General features: G+C 70.3%; 23 protein-coding genes. 15 read left to right on the top strand and 8 right to left on the bottom strand.

What is annotated here, in order from left to right:
• The 6 genes from AB0J52_RS05315 to AB0J52_RS05290 all read left to right on the top strand — a co-directional run.
• Positions 1–214: hypothetical protein (locus tag AB0J52_RS05315; RefSeq protein ID WP_500180312.1), on the top strand; the 214-nt coding region annotated here is incomplete at its 5' end.
• Positions 208–933, top strand: coding sequence for a PKD domain-containing protein (locus AB0J52_RS05310; RefSeq protein WP_500180311.1), 726 nt, complete (start codon positions 208–210; stop codon positions 931–933). The genes AB0J52_RS05315 and AB0J52_RS05310, both read left to right, overlap by 7 nt.
• A 176-nt stretch (positions 934–1,109) precedes the next feature.
• On the top strand, positions 1,110–2,168 hold the full coding sequence (locus tag AB0J52_RS05305; protein WP_500180310.1) for a trypsin-like serine peptidase: 1,059 nt from the start codon (positions 1,110–1,112) through the stop codon (positions 2,166–2,168).
• A gap of 218 nt (positions 2,169–2,386) precedes the next feature.
• Complete coding sequence (locus AB0J52_RS05300) at positions 2,387–3,889, top strand: alpha/beta fold hydrolase (protein ID WP_500180309.1); 1,503 nt, start codon at positions 2,387–2,389, stop codon at positions 3,887–3,889.
• A gap of 116 nt (positions 3,890–4,005) precedes the next feature.
• Entirely contained in the window at positions 4,006–4,599 is a 594-nt protein-coding gene (gene ybiA, locus AB0J52_RS05295; RefSeq protein WP_500180308.1) for a riboflavin biosynthesis intermediates N-glycosidase, read from the top strand.
• A gap of 20 nt (positions 4,600–4,619) precedes the next feature.
• Positions 4,620–5,852: an alpha/beta hydrolase family protein gene (locus tag AB0J52_RS05290; protein ID WP_500180307.1), complete on the top strand. Its 1,233-nt coding sequence runs from the start codon at positions 4,620–4,622 to the stop codon at positions 5,850–5,852.
• Between the two features lie 152 nt (positions 5,853–6,004).
• On the opposite strand, the gene AB0J52_RS05285 is transcribed toward AB0J52_RS05290, so the two are convergent.
• Complete coding sequence (locus tag AB0J52_RS05285) at positions 6,005–6,565, bottom strand: hypothetical protein (protein WP_500180306.1); 561 nt, start codon at positions 6,563–6,565, stop codon at positions 6,005–6,007.
• 225 nt (positions 6,566–6,790) lie between these two features.
• Here AB0J52_RS05285 and AB0J52_RS05280 point away from each other — a divergent pair, with 225 nt between their 5' ends.
• The 9 genes from AB0J52_RS05280 to AB0J52_RS05240 all read left to right on the top strand — a co-directional run bounded on the left by AB0J52_RS05280 (position 6,791) and on the right by AB0J52_RS05240 (position 14,747).
• Positions 6,791–7,453, top strand: a complete 663-nt coding sequence (locus AB0J52_RS05280) for an RNA polymerase sigma factor (RefSeq protein ID WP_500180305.1) — start codon at positions 6,791–6,793, stop codon at positions 7,451–7,453.
• Positions 7,446–8,633 (top strand): hypothetical protein, encoded by a 1,188-nt coding sequence (locus tag AB0J52_RS05275; protein WP_500180304.1) that lies wholly within the window; start codon positions 7,446–7,448, stop codon positions 8,631–8,633. Before AB0J52_RS05280 ends, AB0J52_RS05275 begins: the two co-directional genes overlap by 8 nt.
• Before the next feature lie 140 nt (positions 8,634–8,773).
• Positions 8,774–9,718: a prolyl aminopeptidase gene (pip, locus tag AB0J52_RS05270; protein ID WP_500180303.1), complete on the top strand. Its 945-nt coding sequence runs from the start codon at positions 8,774–8,776 to the stop codon at positions 9,716–9,718.
• Between the two features lie 173 nt (positions 9,719–9,891).
• On the top strand, positions 9,892–10,527 hold the full coding sequence (locus AB0J52_RS05265) for a hypothetical protein (protein WP_500180302.1): 636 nt from the start codon (positions 9,892–9,894) through the stop codon (positions 10,525–10,527).
• Between the two features lie 374 nt (positions 10,528–10,901).
• Complete coding sequence (locus AB0J52_RS05260; RefSeq protein WP_500180301.1) at positions 10,902–11,381, top strand: hypothetical protein; 480 nt, start codon at positions 10,902–10,904, stop codon at positions 11,379–11,381.
• A 47-nt stretch (positions 11,382–11,428) separates the two neighbouring features.
• On the top strand, positions 11,429–12,130 hold the full coding sequence (locus tag AB0J52_RS05255) for a hypothetical protein (protein ID WP_500180300.1): 702 nt from the start codon (positions 11,429–11,431) through the stop codon (positions 12,128–12,130).
• Entirely contained in the window at positions 12,127–13,902 is a 1,776-nt protein-coding gene (locus AB0J52_RS05250; RefSeq protein ID WP_500180299.1) for a serine/threonine-protein kinase, read from the top strand. Before AB0J52_RS05255 ends, AB0J52_RS05250 begins: the two co-directional genes overlap by 4 nt.
• Positions 13,903–13,952: 50 nt before the next feature.
• The gene (locus AB0J52_RS05245; protein ID WP_500180298.1) at positions 13,953–14,123 is read left to right on the top strand and encodes a hypothetical protein; all 171 of its coding nucleotides are present in this window, start codon (positions 13,953–13,955) and stop codon (positions 14,121–14,123) included.
• A gap of 276 nt (positions 14,124–14,399) precedes the next feature.
• Positions 14,400–14,747, top strand: coding sequence for a DoxX family protein (locus tag AB0J52_RS05240; RefSeq protein ID WP_500180297.1), 348 nt, complete (start codon positions 14,400–14,402; stop codon positions 14,745–14,747).
• Between the two features lie 266 nt (positions 14,748–15,013).
• Here the strand turns inward: AB0J52_RS05240 and AB0J52_RS05235 are convergent, their stop codons facing one another.
• From AB0J52_RS05235 to AB0J52_RS05205, 7 genes are all read right to left on the bottom strand, one after another.
• Positions 15,014–15,214 (bottom strand): DUF397 domain-containing protein, encoded by a 201-nt coding sequence (locus AB0J52_RS05235; protein WP_500180313.1) that lies wholly within the window; start codon positions 15,212–15,214, stop codon positions 15,014–15,016.
• A 108-nt stretch (positions 15,215–15,322) separates the two neighbouring features.
• Complete coding sequence (locus AB0J52_RS05230; RefSeq protein ID WP_500180296.1) at positions 15,323–16,393, bottom strand: hypothetical protein; 1,071 nt, start codon at positions 16,391–16,393, stop codon at positions 15,323–15,325.
• Between the two features lie 99 nt (positions 16,394–16,492).
• The gene (locus tag AB0J52_RS05225; protein ID WP_500180295.1) at positions 16,493–16,780 is read right to left on the bottom strand and encodes a hypothetical protein; all 288 of its coding nucleotides are present in this window, start codon (positions 16,778–16,780) and stop codon (positions 16,493–16,495) included.
• 186 nt (positions 16,781–16,966) lie between these two features.
• The gene (locus tag AB0J52_RS05220; RefSeq protein WP_500180294.1) at positions 16,967–17,635 is read right to left on the bottom strand and encodes a protein kinase domain-containing protein; all 669 of its coding nucleotides are present in this window, start codon (positions 17,633–17,635) and stop codon (positions 16,967–16,969) included.
• Entirely contained in the window at positions 17,635–18,135 is a 501-nt protein-coding gene (locus AB0J52_RS05215) for a DinB family protein (protein WP_500180293.1), read from the bottom strand. The genes AB0J52_RS05220 and AB0J52_RS05215 overlap by 1 nt, the downstream gene beginning before the upstream one ends.
• Positions 18,136–18,164: 29 nt before the next feature.
• Positions 18,165–19,475: a GH1 family beta-glucosidase gene (locus tag AB0J52_RS05210; protein ID WP_500180292.1), complete on the bottom strand. Its 1,311-nt coding sequence runs from the start codon at positions 19,473–19,475 to the stop codon at positions 18,165–18,167.
• A 32-nt stretch (positions 19,476–19,507) separates the two neighbouring features.
• Positions 19,508–19,815: TetR/AcrR family transcriptional regulator C-terminal domain-containing protein (locus AB0J52_RS05205; protein WP_500180291.1), on the bottom strand; the 308-nt coding region annotated here is incomplete at its 5' end.

The raw sequence follows: 19,815 nt of genomic DNA, 5'->3' as shown, positions 1-19,815 counted from the left end.
CCCGCATCCGCACGTGGCCGCCGTCCGGTCCGGCTCGGCGCAGATCGTCGACTGCATGACGGCCGCGGGCCCCTACGTCTTCCGCCGCGACACCGGGAAGCGCGTCGGGGACGCGCCCGCCCCGCGCCGCTATCTCGCCTACGCCACCCTCACCCGCGCCGACGGCAGGTGGAAGGTCGCCGCCCTCACCTCTCCAGAGGACTCCCGATGCTGATCACACCCCTACTGACCTGGGCTTTGGTAGCGGGTGGCTGCACCAAGTCGACCGGCTGGGCCTGCACGGTCGGCGCGTTCTCGACGCACGCCGGAAGCGGTCCCGTCCATTTCCGGGGCGGTGCGACCGGAAGTGGCCGAAGCGGCGGAAGCGGGCGGCGGGCGCCGGCGGCGCCGCGGGCGCCGCGCCTGGAGATCAAGCCGATGTGCCGGGTGACCGGTGGCGCGGACCACTGCTACACGCCTCCCGAGCCGCCCGCGAAGACCCCGACCGCCGACGTGGTGGCGATGGCGTGGGCCTCCTTCGAGTTGCCCGCCCCGACCCCGCACACCAGCCCGTCCGGCCGTTCGTGGGTGTCGCTGCCGACGTACCTGTGGGTGGACGCGTCCGCGTGGAGTCCGCGCTGGGCCCAGGCCTCCGTGGACGGCCAGACCGTCACCATGACCGGCACCCCGCGACGGGTCGAATGGTCACTCGGCGAGGGCTCCGTCAACTGCGACGGCCCAGGAACGCCGTACCGCCGGGGCGGCCCACCGTCCGGCTGTGCGTACACCTACCGCCGTCCGGGCTCGTACACGGTCACCGCCACGGCCTACTACTCGGTGAACTGGACGTGCGCGGGCTCCTGCGACGCCGGAAGCGGGACCTACGGCACCCTCCCGACGTCCGCCTCGGTCCCCCTGACCGTCCGCGAGATCCAGACCCGCGCCGCCGGCTGACGCCGCCTCCGGGCTTCCCTTCCCTGACCAGGCCGACCGCCCGTAGTCATGGTCATTTTGGCGGTAGTTCTCCGCATTTCAAGGTGCTTGGCGTAAGTTGACGCACGCGCCCCAACCGGCTCAACTTGGGGCTTTCATCACGGCTGTTACCGCTCCCCTCAACGGAAGGCCAGTTGGTGCGTCCCCCCAAGACCCGAATCGTCGTCGCGGGCGGTGCCGCCGGCGCGCTCGCCCTCGGAGGCGGCGTGGCCTACGCGACCGCCGGATCCTCCCCCCAGGCCGCCGGGAAGGTGTCGGCGCAGACCCCGGCCGGACCGGACGTCGTCTCCAAGGACTTCGGCTCCGGCGTGTCCGCGCAGGCGAACCTCGACCTGGCGAAGATGAAGCTGAAGCCGATGCCCATGCCCGCCGGGCAGGCCGGCGGGATGGGCGCGGACGCGGCGGACACCCGGTCGCTGAGCCTCGACGGCTCGCTGCCCGAGAACTCCCCCGACGCGTTGAAGGCGCGGAGCGCGGTCACCGCCGCCAGTTCCGGGGCGAAGGTCTGGACGCGGCACGGCAAGGCCCCCGCCCGCACGATCGGACGCCTCATCGCCTCCGACGACGGCATGACCGGCTACTACTGCACGGCGACCGTCGTCACCTCGCACAACAAGTCGACGGTGTGGACGGCCGGGCACTGCGTCCACAAGGGCCGGGGCGGCGCGGGCGGCTTCTTCCGGTACTACGCGTTCCAGCCCGACTACGACCGGGGCAAGGGCCTCGGCACCTGGTACCTGAACGCCGTCCGGGTCATGGCCCCGTGGGCGTACAACCGCGACCTGCGCTACGACTTCGCCGCGTTCACCGTCCGGAAGCACGGCACGACCGCCCTCCAGTCGGTGACCGGCGCGCAGGGCGTGAGCTTCGGCTACAAGCACCGCAAGTACCCGTTCCGCACGTTCGGCTACCCCGCCCTCCTGCTGCCTTCCGGGAAGAAGGTGCCGAGCCCGCTGGCGCGGCTCTACTACTGCTCGGGAACGAGCTTCGCCTCCAAGTACCCGACCGGCGGGCTCGGCATCATGTGCAGCATGGGCAACGGCGCGAGCGGCGGCCCGTGGCTGTACGGGATGAAGAGCAACGGCATCGGACGCGTCGCGGGCGTCAACAGCACGCACATGACCAGGACGCTGCAGATGAACTCGCCCTACCTCGGCTCCGCCGCGATCAAGCTCTACAAGGCGACCCAGGGCTGACCCGCCCCGCCGTCGGCCACTGGCCCCCCGGCGGTCGGGGGCCGGGGGCCGGGGGCCGGGGGCCGGGGGCCGGGGGCCGGGGGCCGGGGGCCGTCAAAGGCTTGGATGCTCGTGCATTTCGGTGATTCGGCGGCAGATCATGACCCAAACGTGATCTCCTGTCGAGATCATCTTCGTCGTTCCCCGCAGACCCCCCATTCCCACAGGAGTCCCATTCCGTGACCCGTACGGGCCGCACGGCGGGATTCGCCGCGACCGCCTCCCTGGTCGCCGCGGCGGCGCTGGTCTCCACGCCGGCACAGGCCGCGTCCCCCGCCAAGATCACCTGGAAGCGCTGTGCGGACGACCACTCCGCGCAGTGCGGAACACTCTCCGTCCCCATCGACAGGGCCCGGCCCAAGCTCGGCCGGATCAAGCTCGCCGTGGCGCGGGCGAAGGCCACCGACCCCAAGCGCCGCCTCGGGACGATCTTCGTCAACCCGGGCGGACCGGGCGCGTCGGGCATCGACTTCGTGCTCGACCGGGCCGGGCTGACCCGCGAGATCCGGCAGCGCTACGACATCGTCGGGTTCGACCCGCGCGGCGTCGGGGGCAGCCATCCCGTCAAGTGCGGGAAGCTCGGCAAGGCTCCGGCGCTCTACCCGAAGAACCAGGCCGAGTTCGCCAAGCTCAGGTCCTACCAGGGCGCGCTGTACAAGGCGTGCCGCAAGAACACCGGCCCCGTGTACGACCACATGGGCGCCACCGACTTCGCGCGCGACATGGACGCCGTCCGCGCGGCGCTCGGCGAGAAGAAGATCAGCTACTACGGCGTCTCGTACGGCACGTGGCTCGGGCAGCGGTACGCCGAGCTGTTCCCCGGCAGGGTCAAGGCCCTGGTCGTGGACGGCACGATGGACCACTCCGTCGCGGGCGCGGCGCGGTTCTCCGCCGACGAGTCGCGTGGCCTTGAGGCGGCGTACGCGCAGTTCGCCCGCTGGTGCCCGACGTCCAGGTACTGCGCCATCCGGGGCAAGAACCCCTGGAAGGTGCTGGACACGCTGAGGGCGCGGGCCGCCAAGGGCACGCTGCACGACATCGACTCGTCCCGGATCCGGCTGACCACGGCCGGGCTCGCGCAGATGGTCCGCGCGACGATGTACGACCCGATCGCGTGGAACGAGCTGAGCGAGGAGCTGGCCTACCTGTCGCGGCAGAAGGTCCGGAAGGTCACGAGCCCGCGGGCCAAGGCCTCGCCGGACGGCCGGTTCGCCGGGATCATGTGCTCGGACTGGACGTTCCCGGTCCGCGGCTACAAGGACCTGGCCGCGCTGTGGAAGGCGAGCCGCAAGGCCGCCCCGCACCTCGGGACGAGCCCGCTCGGCTACGAGGCCGTCGTCTCGTGCCTCGGCCGTCCGCGCGGCGCGGACCGGCAGCGGCCGTCCCGCATCCCGCCGTCCGTGCCCGTGGTGGTGGTCGGCGGCGTGGGTGACCCCGCGACCGTCCTGCCCTGGGCGCGGAGCGTGAACCGGCAGGTCAAGGGCTCCTCCATGGTGACCTACCAGGGCGCGGGCCACGGCACGTACGGGCTGAGCGGGTGCGTCCGGACGTCGGTGAACGCGTTCCTGCTGTCCGGGAAGCGCCCGGCCGCCGGTGCGAGCTGCCCGGCCGTCCTGCCCGACTACAGCGCGCAGGGCGAGCGCCGCGTGCCGCGTCGTTCGCCGGAGGCGCTGCGCTTCTGAGCAGAACGTTTCTCTTCGAGCCCCCGGCCGGGTCCGTCTTTCCGGCCGGGGGCTCGTCGCTTCCCGGCGGGGGTTATGGGATTGCACGGGCCGGGGGCGTCCGCCACGCTCGGGGGATGACCATGGACGAGCTTCTCGAACTGGAGAAAAGCGGCAACCTCCCCGAGTTCGTGCTGTTCTGGGGAGGGACGCAGGCCAAGGGCCGCCTCAGCCAGTGGTATCCGTCGCCGTTCACCGTGGACGGCGTGGAGTATCCGACCGCCGAGCACTTCATGATGTGCGAGAAGGCGCGGCTGTTCGGGGACGACGCGGTCGTCGGCGAGATCCTCGCGTCGCCCGAGCCGGGCCGCGCCAAGGCCCTCGGCCGGAAGGTGCGCGGGTTCGACGAGGACACGTGGGTCGAGCACCGGTACGACATCGTCCGGCGGGGCAGCGTCGCCAAGTTCGCGTCCGACCCCGTCCTGCGCGGCTACCTGCTGTCGACGGGCGGGAAGGTGCTGGTGGAAGCCAGCCCGCTGGACCGCGTCTGGGGCATCGGCTACGACGAGCACGCCCCGGAGGCCGGGCGTCCGTCCCAGTGGCGCGGCCTCAACCTGCTGGGCTTCGCCCTGATGGACGCCCGCGACGAGCTGAGCGCCGCCGCTGCCGGTGGCGCGGGCGCGGACGCGGGCCCGAACGCGGGCGCGGACGCGGGACGCGGCATCGGCTGAGCTCCGTTAACGTCGGGGTCGTGCCCCTTCGTAGCGCCGTGTCCGTCGCCAAGAAGCCCTCCAAGCCCGCCGGCCGCCGCCTCGGCCCCGGACGGCTCGTGCTGTCCGGGCTGGCCGCCGTCCTGCTGCTGGTGTTCGCGGCGTCGATCGCGATCGGCTGGTACTTCTCGGGCGTGGCCACCCAGGTGGAGCACGGCCGGACCTATGACCTGCGGGTCCGCGCCGTCACCGACGGGACGGTCACGCTCCCCCGGACGGAGGCGACCCTGCGGCGCGGGGTCTTCGGCCTGGAGTGGGCGGGTGAGGGCCCGGCGGGCGGCAGCGGTGACGGCGGGCGCGCGATCATCGGCGAGGTGGTGAGCAAGGGCGAGTCGATCGCCGGGGTGGACACCGGAACGGTCGTCCGGAAGGTGCTGTCGGTGCCGTCCGGAAAGCTGAAGCCGGGGCTCGCGGTCGCGCTGGACCACTGGGTCTACGGCGGCGACCCGAAGAAGGCGCTCGGCCTGGACTTCCAGAACGTCACCTATCCGTCGCCGGCGGGCGCGATGCCCGCCTGGCTGCTCCCCGGCCGGACGAAGAGCTCCCCGTGGGTGATCGCCGTCCACGGCCACAACGCCGACCGCGCCGAGACCTTCCGCGCGATGAGGACCGTCCACGAGACCGGCATGCCGATGCTGTCGATCGCCTACCGCAACGACGAGAACGCGCCGTCGTCGACGAACGGCCGGAACCTGCTCGGCTCGGAGGAGTGGAACGACGTCGCGTCCGCGATCGCCTACGCGCGCTCGCAGGGCGCCACGGGCGTCGTCCTGTACGGATGGTCGATGGGCGGGTCGATGGTGATGTCCGCGCTGCGGCACGCGCCCGACCAGTCGTTCGTCCGCGGCGTCGTGCTGGACTCCCCCGTCCTGGACTGGAGGGCCACGCTCCACAAGCAGGGCGCGTCCCGCGGCCTGCCGAAGCTCGAAACCGACGTCGCCATGCGGATGATGAAGTGGCGGTACGGCGTGGACCTCGGCGCCATGGACATGCGGTCGTTCGCGCGGGACCTGAAGACGCCGGTGCTGCTGTTCACGACCGAGCAGGACGGGACGGTGGACAACCGCCCGTCCTACGAGTTCGCGCGGAAGGCCCCGGCGGGCATGGTCACGCACATCGCGGAGGCCGGAGCCGACCACACCGAGGCGTGGAACGTCGACTCGGCGGGGTACGAGCGCGCGGTGGCGGGCTTCCTCGGGAAGGTCGCCCGGTAACGCCGCTTCCCGTTCGGTGGGGGTTGCGTCCGGTCCCGGGCACGGGTGAGCGCCCTGCCCGGGTGCGCGGACAGGGCGCTCAAGTGGTGCACGGCGCGCTCAAGTGGTGCGCAGTGCGCTCAGGCGGTACGCCTGGCGGTCATGCCGCCGGGTCAGCCCGCCCAGACGTGGTAGCGGCCCTGGAAGGTGCCCATGATGTCGGCGTACGGGCGGTAGTAGCGGCGGTTGCCCGTGTAGTAGAAGGTGTACTGGCTCTTGGCCAGCACGGACGCCCAGGTGCGGTCGTGCGTCAGCGTGCGCTGCCGCCAGCCGACCAGGCGCCAGGTCCGCTTGTTGTAGGTGTACGCGGACCGGCTGACCCGCGCGGAGTTGACGTGCAGCCCGTCGTAGCACCAGGTCAGGCGGGACTTCACGTAGATGATCCAGCGTCCGTGCGTGGACGTCTTGCGGCCCTGCGTCCGCTGGACCCAGCGGCAGGACGTGGCGTGCACCGTCCCGCCCGCCGCCCGGGTGAGCTGGGGCAGGACGAGCTGCTGCCCCGAGCCCCGCGCCATCTTCCGCGCGGCGGCCCCGGTCACCGAGCCCTGCTCGACGGTCGTGGCGGCGACGCCGAGACCGTCCGTCCTGGTGGTCGCGCCGGCCGGGAGGGCCGTGCCGACGAACCCGGCCACGAGGGCCCCGGACGTGATCGCCACTGTGGCGAACCTTCGCATCTGTGTCTCTCCTCGCATGGGGGGATGGGCGAGTTCATCGAGACAATAGCGTCTGTATGGGGCTATCCGGACGTGTCGTTTTCCACATAAGGGCCGGGGAACGCGGCCCTCCGGAGGTACGTCTAAGCGCCCGCGATCGAAGGGTGTGAAGACGGATCGGCGATCCGGATGAGTACCGGTGACAACCGTCCTCTTCGAAAGGCCCCCCATGCCGAGGAGCCACCCATGACCGCCGCGTCCGGTGCCGTCCGCGCCGTGCGGACGCGCGACACCGGTGACGGCGACGACGACGCCACGGTGATCGGCCGGTCCCTGGACGACCCGGACCGGTTCGCCGCGATCTACGACCGGCACTTCCACTGCGTCTACCGGTACGTCGCCGCCCGCCTGGGCCGGGACGCCGCCGACGACATCGCCGCCGAGACGTTCGTGACCGCGTTCCGCAAGCGGGGCGGGTTCGACCCGGCGCGCGGCGAGGTCCGTCCCTGGCTGTTCGGGATCGCGACCAACCTCGTGGGCCTGCACCGGCGCGCGGAGAAGCGCCGCTACGACGCCCTCGCCCGCGCGCACGCCGCGTCCTCGCCGCTGGACGAGGACGCGCCCGAGGACCGCGTCGCGGCCCGGGTGACCGCCGAGGGCGTGCGTCCGCGCCTCGCCGAGGCGCTGGCGGCGCTTCCGGAAGGCGACCGCGACGTCCTGCTCCTGGTCTCCGTCGCCGGTCTCGGCTACGAGGAGGTGGGCCAGGCGCTCGGCATCCCCGGCGGGACGGTGGGCTCCCGCCTGAGCCGGGCCAGAAGAAGACTCCGTGAGGCGCTGGGCGGCGACGACCCGACCCGCGCGACGGACGCCGACCGTTCGAAGGACGCCGAGGAGGAAACCCGTGGATGAGCTGACCACCCTGGACGTCCTCGTCGGCGAGCTGCTCGACGAAGGCGGCCCGACCGACCAGGTCACCGCGGCGGGCCGCGACCGCCTGACCGGGGTCACCCGCACCGCACGGCCCGGCGCCGTCAGGACACCGAAAAGGCTCACGAGAAGGTCGCTGGTGTGGGGCGGGGCGCTCACCACGATCGCCGCGTCCGCCGTGGCGTTCGCGTTGATCGGCACGTCGGCTGACGGCAACGGCGGCCGTGTGCCGCGGCCGTCCGCCGAGGAGACGCGTGTCCAGTCGCTCGCCGCGCGCCGCTTCCTGCTCGCCGCCGCCGACTCCCTGGACAAGGGCAAGCCCCTGCCCGTCGGACGCTGGTGGCGGCAGCGCGTCATCGAGGGCCAGGCGTTCCACGTCGGCGGCGGAAAGGGCTACACCGTGGACATGGAGGTCGAGAAGGACTCCTGGCAGTCCCGGACGGAGACCGAGAAGCCCACCCCGTACGTCGACGCGGACGGCCGGACGGTCACGCCGCCGCCCAAGCTCCGCCACGTCTCCTTCGTCCGGCCGCGTCCGGTCGTGCCGCAGACGCCTTCGGACGAGGCCGCCTGGCGAGCGGCGGGCGCGCCCGTCCGCTGGGAGACCACGGCGGACGACGAGAAGGTGCGGCTCACTCGCGACAACACCAACCCACCGCCCTACGAGGGGTCGCCCTACGTCCAGACGCCCGACCGCGACGTGACCGGCCAGAACTCCGTCCCCGACGTCGCCGAACGCCTCCGCGTGGGCCGGGACCCGGCGGCGTTCGTCGCCGCCATGCGGGCCACCCCCGGTTTCGTGGACGACAGCGCGCAACGGTTGCGCGCGGGGAGCCGCTACCTCGGCGACAAGCTCGCCACTCCGCAGGCCCGGGCGGCCGCGTTCCGCGCCCTCGCGGCCCTGCCGGGCGTCCGGTCGGTCGGGACGGTCAAGGACGTGCAGGGCCGTACGGGCATCGCCCTCGCGCCGCCCTGGATCCACCGGATCGACGGGACGGTCGTCGAGTACCAGCTGATCCTGGACCCGCGCACGTACGACGTCCTCGGCGACCAGATGCTCGTGAAGCAGTCCGGGAAGAACGGCGTTCCGGCAGGCGCGCTGTTCTCTTACGGCTACGTCCTGACCGAAGGCTGGACGGACGCCACCCCGCCGTCCCGGTAGACGCGGCCGCCGGGGGGTGAGTGCCGGTCGGCACTCACCCCCCGGCTTCCGCTACGAACTCGTCGAAGATCGGCACTCCACGCGCGCCGCCGAGCGTTGTCCCTGCGAACCGCGGGCTCCGCCAGACGTTAGGACGTGCGATGTATCCCCCCATCGAACCGCACACCCACGGCATGCTGCCGGTCGGCGACGGCCAGGAGCTGTACTGGGAGGAGTGCGGCAATCCGGACGGGAAGCCCGCGCTGCTCCTGCACGGCGGCCCGGGCGGCGGCGTCCTGCCGGCCATGCGCCGCTGGTTCGACCCCGAGGCCTACCGGATCATCCTGTTCGACCAGCGCGGATGCGGTAAGAGCCGTCCGCACGCCGGGGACGTCGGAGTCGGTCTCGCCGCCAACACCACCGCGCACCTGATCGCCGACATCGAACTCCTTCGCGCACATCTAGGCGTCGAGCGGTGGCTCCTGTTCGGCGGCTCGTGGGGCAGCACCCTGGCCCTCGCCTACGCCCAGCAGCACCCCGGTGCGGTCAGCGAGATCGTGCTACGCGGCGTCTGGCTGCCGGACCTGGAGGCCGACACCGCCTGGGCGACCGGCCCGCACGGCGCGGCCCGCCTCTTCCCCGAGGACTACGCGCGGCTCCGCGACTTCATCCCGCCCGCCGAACGCGCCGACCTCAGCGCCGCCTACGGACGCCGCCTCAACGACCCCGACCCGTCCGTGCACGTCCCGGCGGCCCGCGCGTGGGGCGCCTGGGAGATCGCCGCGAACACCCTCCTGCCCGTCCCGCCGCCCGAACTGGACGACGCGACGCTCATCGCGTTCAGCCGCATCCTGCAGCACTACTTCAGCCGCCAGTGCTTCCTCGGCAAGGACCAGCTGCTGGACGGCGTCGACAAGATCCGCCACATCCCGGCCGTCATCGTGAACGGCCGCTACGACATGAAGACCCCGCCGGACGCCGCCTTCGCCCTGCACCGCGCCTGGCCCGAAGCCGAGTTCCACATCGTCGAGGACGCTGGCCACGGCGGCTCCGAGCCCGGCACCGCCCGGTTGCTCGTCCACGCCACCGACCGCTTCCGCGAATGACATGCCGGGCGTGCCTTCCACCAGCGAAACGGCACGCCCGAGGTGCTCGCTCCCGCCCGTCCGGCGGGCTCGTGAAAACCTTTCGGCAACGGAACTCTTCACTCGCAACATGCACCTCTGTAAGCTTTCGCGCGTACTCCGCCTCGTTGTCAGCAATGCGGCCAGGGATAGCGATGCACAGCCGGTCGGTAGGTTCGTCCCCCACGGGGACCGCGCACGCCGTCCGCAGGCGCGCCGACCGGACTCCCCGCGCCGCCGCGGCGGCCCTGCTCACCCTGACGTGCGCGTCCGCGTGCGGCGGATCCCACCCCAAGGGCGGCTTCGACCCGAACGGGAAGTTCGACAGCGCGGGCAACAGCTCGCCGGGCCTCCCGCCGTCCCCCACCGGCCCCGGCCTGCCGAGCACGATGACGCCCAAGCAGGTGGACGAGGCCGTCATCCAGGCCTACCGCCGCTTCCAGCAGACCTACCAGCAGGTCTACACGAACAACGACCCGGCCCCGTTGACGCAGGTCGCCGCCGACCCCCTCCTCGCCAAGGTCACCAGTGACGTCCAGGCGACGAAGGCGAAGGGCGAGATCTGGCGCTTCGTCAACCTCTCCAACCCCCGCGTCTACGCCCGCTCCAAGGACGGCACGAAGGTCTTCGTCATCGACTGCATGCGCACCCTCGCCGGCTACCGCTTCTCCGCCAAAACCGGCAAACGTCTAGGCGGACAAACCGGCACCGCGTACGTATACAGGACGGGACTCAAGTACGTCGACGGTTCCTGGAAGGTCTACGACAGCGTCCAGGACAACCAATGCTGACCCCGCACGCCGCACCGCGCCGCCCCCGCCGGGCGTTGGGCAGGGAAGGAACCCCCATGCCAGGACCAACCAAGCCGGCCCTACGCACAGCGAGTTTGTGCGCCGCCGCACTGACAGCCGCCCTCCTCGTGCCCGCCCAAGCCCAAGCCGACCCCTGTGGCACCGGAAGCGGCGGCGGCTTCGGCTGCAACCGCAACTCCCCCGGCGGTGGAGGAGGCGGAGGCGGCGGAGGCACTGGCGGAGGCGGCGGTGGTGGGAACACCGGCGGCGGAGGCGGTGCCACGGGTGACATTCCGATTGCGCCAGGCACCAACGGCAACCTGGGCCCCGGGCAGGGCAACGGAGGCGGAGGCGGTGCTGCACCCCCGCCCCCGGTGCACATTCCCACAACCACCCTCGCCCAGCAGGCTGCAGCGGGAGCGCAACTGCCGGTGCCGGTCGTTCACACGGCACCCTCGGGAAAGACCTATGTGGGCGTCAAGACCGCCTTCTGGGTAGACGGCTTCGTCACTGTCCAGACGGCCCCGGTATCGGTTCCGGGGCAGACCGTTCAGGCGACCGCGACTCCGGCTCAGGTCACCTGGCAAATCGGAGACCCGACCGCTCCCCAGATGACCTGCAACGACGCGGGCAGCAGCAGCGGTACGACGTGCAGCCACACTTACCAGCGCGCCTCCACCGGCGCCAATGGCAGCGGTGCCTACCAGATCACCGCGACGATCAGCTGGAACCTCCGCTGGACGTGTGTGGGCGCCGACTGCGACGAGCCCGCGGGCGTCCTCCCGGCCATGACCATGACATCCGTTCAGAACCCACTGATCGTGGCCGAGATCCAGACCGGCAGCCGCCAATGACCGGAGTGAGGAGCTGCGAGCGCCGTGGCGCGACTACAGCCGCCTGCATGGCGGTGGTCACGGCACTCGCGCTGACCGGATGCGGCGGCTCCCATAAGAAGGCGCCTCCGAGCCCATCCGCGCCGGCGACGTCGCCCTCGAACCCGCCTCCGTCCTACTCCGCGGAGCAGGTCAAGGCCGCGCTCCTCGCCCCGGCCGACATCAAGAAGGGCATCCACCAGATCAAGGTGGTCCTGGACCCGCTCAAGTACGACAAGGTCCCCATCTGCTCCCTGACCGGCTTCAAGATGCCGGGAACGCCGCAACTGACGACCCGCCAGTTCGTCAATGACACCCTCGGAGCCGATCAGTTCCAGTACGTCCAGCTCGTCGCACGCTACAACGATGCCGCCAGCGCCAACTCGGCCTACTCATCGCTGAGCAACGCTGCCAACAAGTGCCCGAAGCGCCGTCACGTCCCCCCCAAAAAGGTGACCGAGAACTTCACCATCTTCTCGCACAACGACACATGGAAGGTCACCGGCGACGCCATCCAGTCATGGGCTCACCTGCAGGGCACCGAGCAGCAGGTGTACCCGCCGGATGCCACGAAGTACAACGTGTACAACGTCTTCTATGATTACGCGGCGCGCGGCAATGTCGTCATAGCGACCATGTACGCGCAACGCACCACTCCGAAGGCTTCGGCGACGCCCATCGCCCAACAGGCTGCGACAGTGATCCAGAAGCAGCTCGGCAAGTTCGGATGAGCCGGAGCCCGTGGCGGCTTCCGGGCTACACCGAGCTCAGGGAATTGGGCTCGGGGACGCAGGGACGTGTCGTCCTCGCCCGCCATGACGGCGGCGGCTGGCCGGTGGCGATCAAGTACCTCGCGCCGGATCAGCGGACGGACCCACGATTACAGGCGATGTTCCGCCAGGAGGCCGCACTCCTGCAGCGTGTCGTGAACCCGCACGTCGCCAGGCTGCTCGGCTACGTCGAGGGACCGGACGGAGCGGCGATCCTCATGGAGGCGGTGGTCGGACGATCACTCCGCGCGGTGCTCGACAAACATAACGGCCCGCTCTCCCCGGAAGCCGCCCTGCTCACGCTCAAGGGTTCGTTGCTCGGACTCGCCGCCGCACACGCAATGGGCGTCATCCACCGGGACTACAAGCCCGGCAACGTCCTCGTTCAGGACGACGGCAGAAGCAAGCTCATCGACTTCGGAGTCGCCGTCCTGGCGGGTCAGACCGGGATCGCGGGAACCCCGGCTTATATGGCTCCCGAGCAATGGAGCGGTCAGCCTGCGTCCCCGGCCACCGATATATATGCCGCCACCTGCGTCTTCGTCGAATGCACATCCGGCCGCAAGCCCTTTCAGGCACGGACTCTGGATGACCTGCGAGCACTCCATCTCCACCAGGAACCCCGACTGGACGGGATTCCCGAACCCCTTCATCCACTGGTCATGCACGGCCTGGCCAAGGACCCCGCACAACGCTTGTGGGACGCGAACACCTTCGTCAGCGAGCTCGAAGCGCTAGCAGTCAGCGCGTACGGCCCCGACTGGGAGCGCCGGGGGCTCTTCGCTCTCGCCTCGGTCGCCGGTCTCATCACCGCAGCCATTCCCGCAGCGCTCATAGGCGGGTCGTTCATCGCGTCCGGGAGTGCCTCAGCCGCTGCCGCCACCGGTGCATTCGGTTTCTCTGGCGCAGGTGTTTCCACGACCGGAAGTGCGGCACAGGCGGGTGCCGCTTCGCAGGCCGGTGCGCATCTCGGCGCGACCGGATCAAAGAGTGTGCTGTCAAAGATCGGCGGAGCCAAGGGAGCGGCGGCGATCTGCGGAGCGGGCGCGGCGGCCACAACCGCCGCCGTTCTTCTCTGGCCCTCCGAACCGAAGGTGGGCGGGCAGACGAGCGGCACCTACGTCCTCTCGTTCTCCAAGCCCGGCGTCCTGCTCGGCCAGCCGAACATGCCCGCTTCCGAGACCCCGTACATGCGCTTCCAGGTCACGGTGAAGCCGGCCCGAGCCCGTCCTGGCACCAAGGTCAGCGTCGTCACCAAGTTCAACGCCAGGTCGCCTTTCGGCGTCGCCTATTCCGCTAGTGGCCAGCGGCGATGCTACGGCGAGAAGAACCACCCTGCTGGAGTCGCCAAGTCCTACAACTTCGGGATCGGTCAGGACGACGGGGTCAAGGTCGGGAAGAACGAGGGCACCGCTGCACTCTTCCCCGTCCCGCCCAACCGGCTCGGGGCCGTACCCGAAACCATCGGGCAGGTCGTCAAGACGGTGCACCAGGTGAGCAACGACCATCAGCCCTATGTGCAGAGCGCGTGCGCCTACCTCAGCACGTTCGTCATGACGGACACCTTCATCCTCCCGTCCGCGAAGACGGTGAAGCCGGGCAAGTACCTGCTGTCCCAGAGCAACAGCCCCCGCATCACCCGAACGTCACGCGACAAGGTGAACATCCCGCCGTCCTCCGCCGGCGCGACGGCCACCGGAACCCTCCCCCTCTTCACCGTGCTCAAGGGGTAACGAGCCCTCGATAGCATCGACCGATCCAATACTGGAACAAAGGGCATGAAATGCACGAGTACGCGGTCGGCTGGGGCACGCTGAGCCTGATCAACGCCGGGCTTGCCCAGGGGAAGGGGCGCAGCGGACTCAACTGGTGGATCGTCTCGTTGTTCCTCGGCCCCCTGGCGACGTTCCTGATCGTCACCTTGAGCCGCCTGCCAGCGAAAACCCCTCGCTGAGACCCCATCGCGCGTCTCTCAGCGAGCTCGCATGGCTGGACTCCCCAGCCCGCAAGCTCGGAGCGTTCACTGAGACACGGCCTCCCCGTCCGGACCGTGCTCAAGGGTGGTGCGGCGGACGTCGCCCTGGCGAGCGGTCGGCCTCCCGCGCAGCTCAGATGTGGTTCCCGCAAGGCGTGACCGCCCCCTCGGAGAACTTTCCAGCTCGACTGTCACACACGTGACGTGAGCTCCGTCAGTGGGGCGAAAGCACCGAGCGAACAGGGAGCACACGCCATGTCCACCACCTACACCGTCGTCACCGTTCTGACCGCCGCCTGGATCGGTTTCTCCGCCTTCTCCCTCCTTCGCCGGGCCGACTTCGTCACCCAGCCGCTCATCGAGTACGGCGTCCCCCGCGCCTACTGGACCGCCCTCGGTACCGCCAAGGCCCTCGGCTCACTCGGCCTTCTCGTCGGGCTGGCCGTCCCCGCCATCGGGATCGCCGCCGCCATCGGCCTGGCCCTCTACTTCCTCGGCGCGATCGTCACTGTCCTCCGTGCCCACTCCTACAAGACCCTCCCCTTCCCCGTCCTCTACCTCGCCCCGGTGATCGCCACCCTCAGCATCGGCGCGACCGTCTGACCTCCCTCCGCAAACGTTGCGGCCGGTCGTCAGCCGGGACGTATCGGGACGGGCACGCGCGCGCCCCAACTCCTCAGTCGGGAGTTGGGCTGCGGCTATCGCAGGAACTGCCTGGCATCAGTGCGTCCCGTTTCGAGGATTGTGGTTCGTCGCCCTGGCCGTTCTACTCGTGGAGCCTGGTGTGATTCAAGGTGACCGATAGGGACGGCTGTTTTGAAGAAGAAGGCGAAGCCCGTCTAGGGCGTCGGAGCATGGAGCGGACGAAGTTACTTCGTTCGCTGGGTGAGGGAGCGCCAGTCGGCGGCGGTCAGGGAGAGAGGGGGGCCTTCGGGGGCCTTGCTGTCGCGGACGCCGACCGATTGGGAGGGCAGCGCTGCCACTTCGACGCATTCCTCACCTTGGGCGGTGCTGTGAGAGCTCTTGCGCCACACAGGGGCAGCGGCTACTTGAAAGCGATCATCGGTCATGCGCAATCTCCCAAAAGATTCGGAGCCGATGAAACTGAGCACCACGAACGAGCCGTCGATGCCGGTACATGCTTCGGCATGAAGGGAACGTCTCGTTCGGCCCACTGGTCACTTTGAGGTGTCCGGAGAATTGGGCCCGTGTGACGGCCACTCGTCCGGGAAGGCCCAACGCAGACGGTCTTTGACCTCGTCACGCATTCTTACCTCGCCCCAGCGCATGACGGGGTTCAGGCACTGCTCACGGACGGCGGGGTGCGCGGACGGGTCTTTGCACATCAAGAGCGCGAGGACGCGGATCGGCCAGATCAGTTCGAAGATGTCCTCGGCCGCAGGCAGGCCGGCTGCTCGCGGCAACTGTTTCCAGACCGCGTCCACTGAAGCTTTGATCACGTCTTCGTAAGGCAGTATCCGCGCCCACTTCGGTGGGTTCGTCCCATCCGGGGTGGCGAGGGCGGTCGTCACCGCCTCCTTCGCCTCCTTGTATTCCCCCTTGAGCTCCTGGAGCGCCCAAGCGGTCTGTGCGAGCAGCTCACACCAGAAGTGCGTTTCAACGGCACGCTGCTGGAACTGCTTCACCCGGTCGGGCCCGAACTCGTTCTCCAGCTCGGGCACCACGCGCTTCTCGATGAACTCTCGAATGTCTCCGGTCTTCTCGCGGCCCCCGTGACCACCCCACTGGAACGGCTCGCTGGATCTCTCCAGGTCAGCGCGGCGATCTGGGGACCGGTGGAGCCAACTCACCACGTCCGCCCGGGCGCTCTGGATCGCGGCTTGTTGCTCTGCCCTGGTCGATGGCCGAAAGGTGCCGTTCGGATAGGTCCGAGCATCGAGGGGCCGCAGCGCTTTAGCCCACGCTGTGTCCGCCCGGCCGACGAGCTTGGTCAGCCTCTCGCCGGATGCGTCGGAAGCGATGTCGATCGCCCCCTGCCAACCATGTTGCGATCCGCCGCATCCAGTGCATCTGCACGCGGGAAGCTCAGCGTTCTCGCAACTTTTGCTATGACTCGGCCTTTTCAGCATCGGCCCCACCCGCCCCGTCGCGACCTCAGAGGACGCGATTGTCAGCGGCGCGCTGCTGAATGTAAATACCTTCGTCATTGAACAGGAAGGCGCCGCTGGCTCTTCCGACGTAGTGAAGTCACCGTCCGGATTCACGATAGGGACGTCCGCGAAGTTCATCCTCGGCATGTCCGCGAGCACTGGCGGCGAGCGTATTCGGCGTGTCGGCTGGCACCGTCACTGTCCAGGCAAACCTCGAGGCGGTTTGGCCGGGGTCGGTCAGTAGGGGTTGGTGAAGGGGGTTAGGGACTGGCGGATTCGGGTGGTTGTTGCTTTCGTCTCTTGGGGGCTCGTGGTGGGGATGTTGTAGAGCTCGTAGCCGCCGGCGTGGTGGCGGATGTTGTGGGCGCGGAACCATTCGGGGCGGCCTGGGCTGGTGAAGGTCGCGACGAGGCGGACGGCGTTCTTGTCCGTGAGGACGCGGATGGTCTTCAGGTCGTCCCAGTCGACGCTGAACGTCGTCGGTTTGCGGCGGGTGGACGTTCTGCCGCGTTGGCGGACCTGCAAAGCCCTCGGGGCCCACGGTCAGGACGTCCCGCTTGGGCGCCATTCTCCAGCCGACCAGCGCACCGAGTGGGACGAGCAGGGCGTAGGCCGCAGCGGTCGGGGCGTTGGCGCAGAAGGTGGTCGCGATCAGGAGGCCGACCACGGTGTAGAGCAGTTGCTTCCTGGCGGTGCTGTTGGTGATCGTCGTTAAGTGCGGGTGGTTCCGGTGCCGGGACGGGACGCAGCGGTACTCGTTGGGGCCCCGGGTTCCGGCGCGGGCGATGGTGAGCGGGGGCGGGCTGCGGCAGGGGTCGGCCGGCGGTCTCGGAGGGTGGCGAACATGGTCGCGCTGTTCGTCAGGACGGCCTGCATTGAACCGGCCAGCTGGGTCAGCAAGGCCTCGCGCGGGTCTGCGGCGGACGGCGGCGCGGGGGCGAGGTCCGTTGCGGTGGGGCGGGCTGAGGGGGTCTTGGAGAGGCAGGACTTGATGAGGTCTTGCAGGTCGTCCGGGAGGCCGTCCAGGTCGGGGACGTGGTAGGCGATTCGGTAGGCGAGCAACTCGTGTGGGCCCTCGCCGAAGGGGTTGCGGCCCGTGGCGGCGTAGGCCAGGACGGCTCCCAGGGCGAAGATGTCCGCCGGTGGGACGAGGTCGTGCTCGCGGGCCTGCTCGGGTGACATGTAGGCCGGGTCCGGTGCGGAGCCCTCGGCCAGGCGTGGGCCGTCCGGGGTGAGGCGGATCGTGTCCGGGCTCAGGGTGCCGTGGGCGGTGCCGGACGCCGCGAGGAGGCGGGCCAGGTCCACCGCCAGGGTCCGGACGGACGACGCCGGCAGGGGGCCGTCATCCCGGACGAGGTCGCGCAGAGTAAGGCCGTCCATCAGGCGGAGGCGATCTGTTCGCGGAGGATGTCGGCGTGGCCGGCGTGCCGGGCCAGCTCCTCGATCATGTGGACGTAGATCCAGCGGAGGGTGAAGCGGCGGTCCTCGTGGGCGAACTCGTCGTCCAGGTCGAAGCGGGCGGCGATCTCGCGGGACTCGGCGCAGGTCGTCCGGTAGGCGGCGAGGACGTCGGCGACGGAGGTGCCGTCCGGGACGAGCCAGCTCGCCTCCTGGCTGCTTCGCGGGCCGGACAGTCCGGCGTCCGGACGGCCGTCCACGACGAGCTGGAACCAGCTGCGTTCGTCGGCCGTGCAGTGGCTGACCAGACCGATCGGCGTGGTCAGGGACGGGACGAGCCGGGTGCGCGCCTGCTGCTCGTCCAGCCCGTCCAGTCCGGCGGCGATGACGTCCCGGTAGTGGTCCAGGAAGGCCTCCAGGACGTCGCGCTCGGCGTGCGAGGTGGTGGCCGCCGCGACGCGTTCGAAGGATGTGTTCGCCATGGGGGCGACGGTAGCGCGCCTTCCCCGAGTCAGGTCCGGGTGGCGCGGATGTGGTCGCGGTACCAGGCGAAGGACGCCTTCGGTGTGCGCTTCAACGTCTCGTAGTCGACGTGGACGAGCCCGAAGCGCTGCTGGAAGCCCTCGGCCCATTCCCAGTTGTCGAGCAGCGACCAGACGAAGTAGCCGCGGACGTCCACGCCCTCGTCCATCGCGGCCCGGACGGCGCGGATGTGGCCGTCGAGGTACTCGATACGGGCCGTGTCGTCCACGGGCTCGTCGTAGGAGCAGCCGTTCTCGGTGATGACCACGGGCGGGAGGCGGTCGCCGTAGCGGTCGCGGAGGGAGACGAGCAGTTCGCGCAGGCCGCCCGGGACGACGGGCCAGTCGAAGGCGGTGTGCGGGTAGCCCTCGATGTCGTGCAGCTCGAAGGGCAGGTCGGCGGGGAGGTCGATGCCCGCGTAGGTCGATTCGCCCGGCTTGGGGGCGCCCACGAGGGACGGGTTGTAGTAGTTGATCCCGTACCAGTCGATCGGGGACGAGATGACGGCGAGGTCGTCCTCGACCGGGCCGGGCACCGCCTCGGCGAAGGTCTCGGGGTAGCGGCCGGTGAGGACGGGTTCGGCGAACAGCCGGTTCATGATGCCGTCGTAGAGTTCGGCGGCGAAGCGGTCCTCGTCGGTGTCGGCCGCCGTCCAGACCGGCGTGTGGGACATCGCGACGCCGATCTGCCGCGCGCCCTCCGCGCGCAGCGCCTGGACGGCCTTGCCGTGGCCGAGCAGCAGGTGGTGCGCGACGGGGAGGGCGTCGAAGACGAGCTTGAGGCCGGGCGCGTGCTCGCCGATGGCGTGGCCGAGGAGGGTGACCTCGGCGGGTTCGTTGATCGTGATCCAGCGCTGGACGCGGTCGCCGAGGCGCGCCGCGACGACGGCGGCGTACTCGGCGAAGCGGTCGGCGGTGTCGCGGTCCTGCCAGGTGAGGGCGCTCGGGGTGTCCCAGTGGAAGAGGGTCGGGACGGGGGCGATGCCGCGCCCGAGCAGTTCGTCCACCAGGCGGTCGTAGAAGTCGAGGCCGCGCCGGTTGACCTCGCCCGCCGTCCCGGACGGCAGGACGCGCGGCCAGGAGACCGAGAAGCGGTAGGCGTCCACGCCGAGGTCGGCGAGGAGCGCGACGTCCTCGCGGTAGCGCTCGTAGTGGCCGGTCGCGACGCGCGCGTCCGTGCCGTCCTTGGCGGTGTGCCCGTCCCACACCGACGGCCCGCGGCCGTCGGCGTCGAACGCGCCCTCGATCTGGAGCGCCGAGGTCGACACTCCCCACAGGAAGTCCGGAGAAAAGCCGCTCACGCGCGCACTCTATCCGCGAACGCTAGAAAATCTCACGTTTCGGGCCGGAGGTTCGGGACGCGGGCGGCCAGGCCGTCCAGGACGCAGGCCAGCCCGAGGTCGAAGGAGCGCTCGGCGGGCAGGTCGCCCGCCTCCGCGATCCGCCGCGCGAAGTGCGGGTACCCGCCGCCGCCGACCACCTCGCGGAGGTACGGGCCGACGCTCGCGCGCCACTGGTCCTCGGTCATGCCGGTGCGCCGGGACGCCTGGAGCTCGGCGATCTCGCCGCCGACCGCGCCGAGGACGTAGGCGGACACCGTGTCGACGGCCAGCGCGGCGAGCGTCGCGTCGGGCGTCAGCG

The organism is Spirillospora sp. NPDC049652 (assembly GCF_040675125.1).
GTDB lineage: Bacteria > Actinomycetota > Actinomycetes > Streptosporangiales > Streptosporangiaceae > Spirillospora.
The sequence above is the reverse complement of the archived record's forward strand: the minus strand, read 5'-3'. Positions and strand labels throughout refer to the sequence as shown.

Excerpts from the sequence above, each read along its gene's own strand:
- AB0J52_RS05310 (WP_500180311.1), top strand. The coding sequence starts at position 208 with ATGCTGATCACACCCCTACTGACCTGGGCTTTGGTAGCGGGTGGCTGC.
- ybiA (WP_500180308.1), top strand. The coding sequence starts at position 4,006 with ATGACCATGGACGAGCTTCTCGAACTGGAGAAAAGCGGCAACCTCCCC.
- AB0J52_RS05285 (WP_500180306.1), bottom strand. The coding sequence starts at position 6,565 with ATGCGAAGGTTCGCCACAGTGGCGATCACGTCCGGGGCCCTCGTGGCC.
- AB0J52_RS05280 (WP_500180305.1), top strand. The coding sequence starts at position 6,791 with ATGACCGCCGCGTCCGGTGCCGTCCGCGCCGTGCGGACGCGCGACACC.
- pip (WP_500180303.1), top strand. The coding sequence starts at position 8,774 with ATGTATCCCCCCATCGAACCGCACACCCACGGCATGCTGCCGGTCGGC.
- AB0J52_RS05265 (WP_500180302.1), top strand. The coding sequence starts at position 9,892 with ATGCACAGCCGGTCGGTAGGTTCGTCCCCCACGGGGACCGCGCACGCC.
- AB0J52_RS05255 (WP_500180300.1), top strand. The coding sequence starts at position 11,429 with ATGGCGGTGGTCACGGCACTCGCGCTGACCGGATGCGGCGGCTCCCAT.
- AB0J52_RS05250 (WP_500180299.1), top strand. The coding sequence starts at position 12,127 with ATGAGCCGGAGCCCGTGGCGGCTTCCGGGCTACACCGAGCTCAGGGAA.
- AB0J52_RS05245 (WP_500180298.1), top strand. The coding sequence starts at position 13,953 with ATGCACGAGTACGCGGTCGGCTGGGGCACGCTGAGCCTGATCAACGCC.
- AB0J52_RS05240 (WP_500180297.1), top strand. The coding sequence starts at position 14,400 with ATGTCCACCACCTACACCGTCGTCACCGTTCTGACCGCCGCCTGGATC.
- AB0J52_RS05235 (WP_500180313.1), bottom strand. The coding sequence starts at position 15,214 with ATGACCGATGATCGCTTTCAAGTAGCCGCTGCCCCTGTGTGGCGCAAG.
- AB0J52_RS05230 (WP_500180296.1), bottom strand. The coding sequence starts at position 16,393 with ATGAACTTCGCGGACGTCCCTATCGTGAATCCGGACGGTGACTTCACT.
- AB0J52_RS05220 (WP_500180294.1), bottom strand. The coding sequence starts at position 17,635 with ATGGACGGCCTTACTCTGCGCGACCTCGTCCGGGATGACGGCCCCCTG.
- AB0J52_RS05215 (WP_500180293.1), bottom strand. The coding sequence starts at position 18,135 with ATGGCGAACACATCCTTCGAACGCGTCGCGGCGGCCACCACCTCGCAC.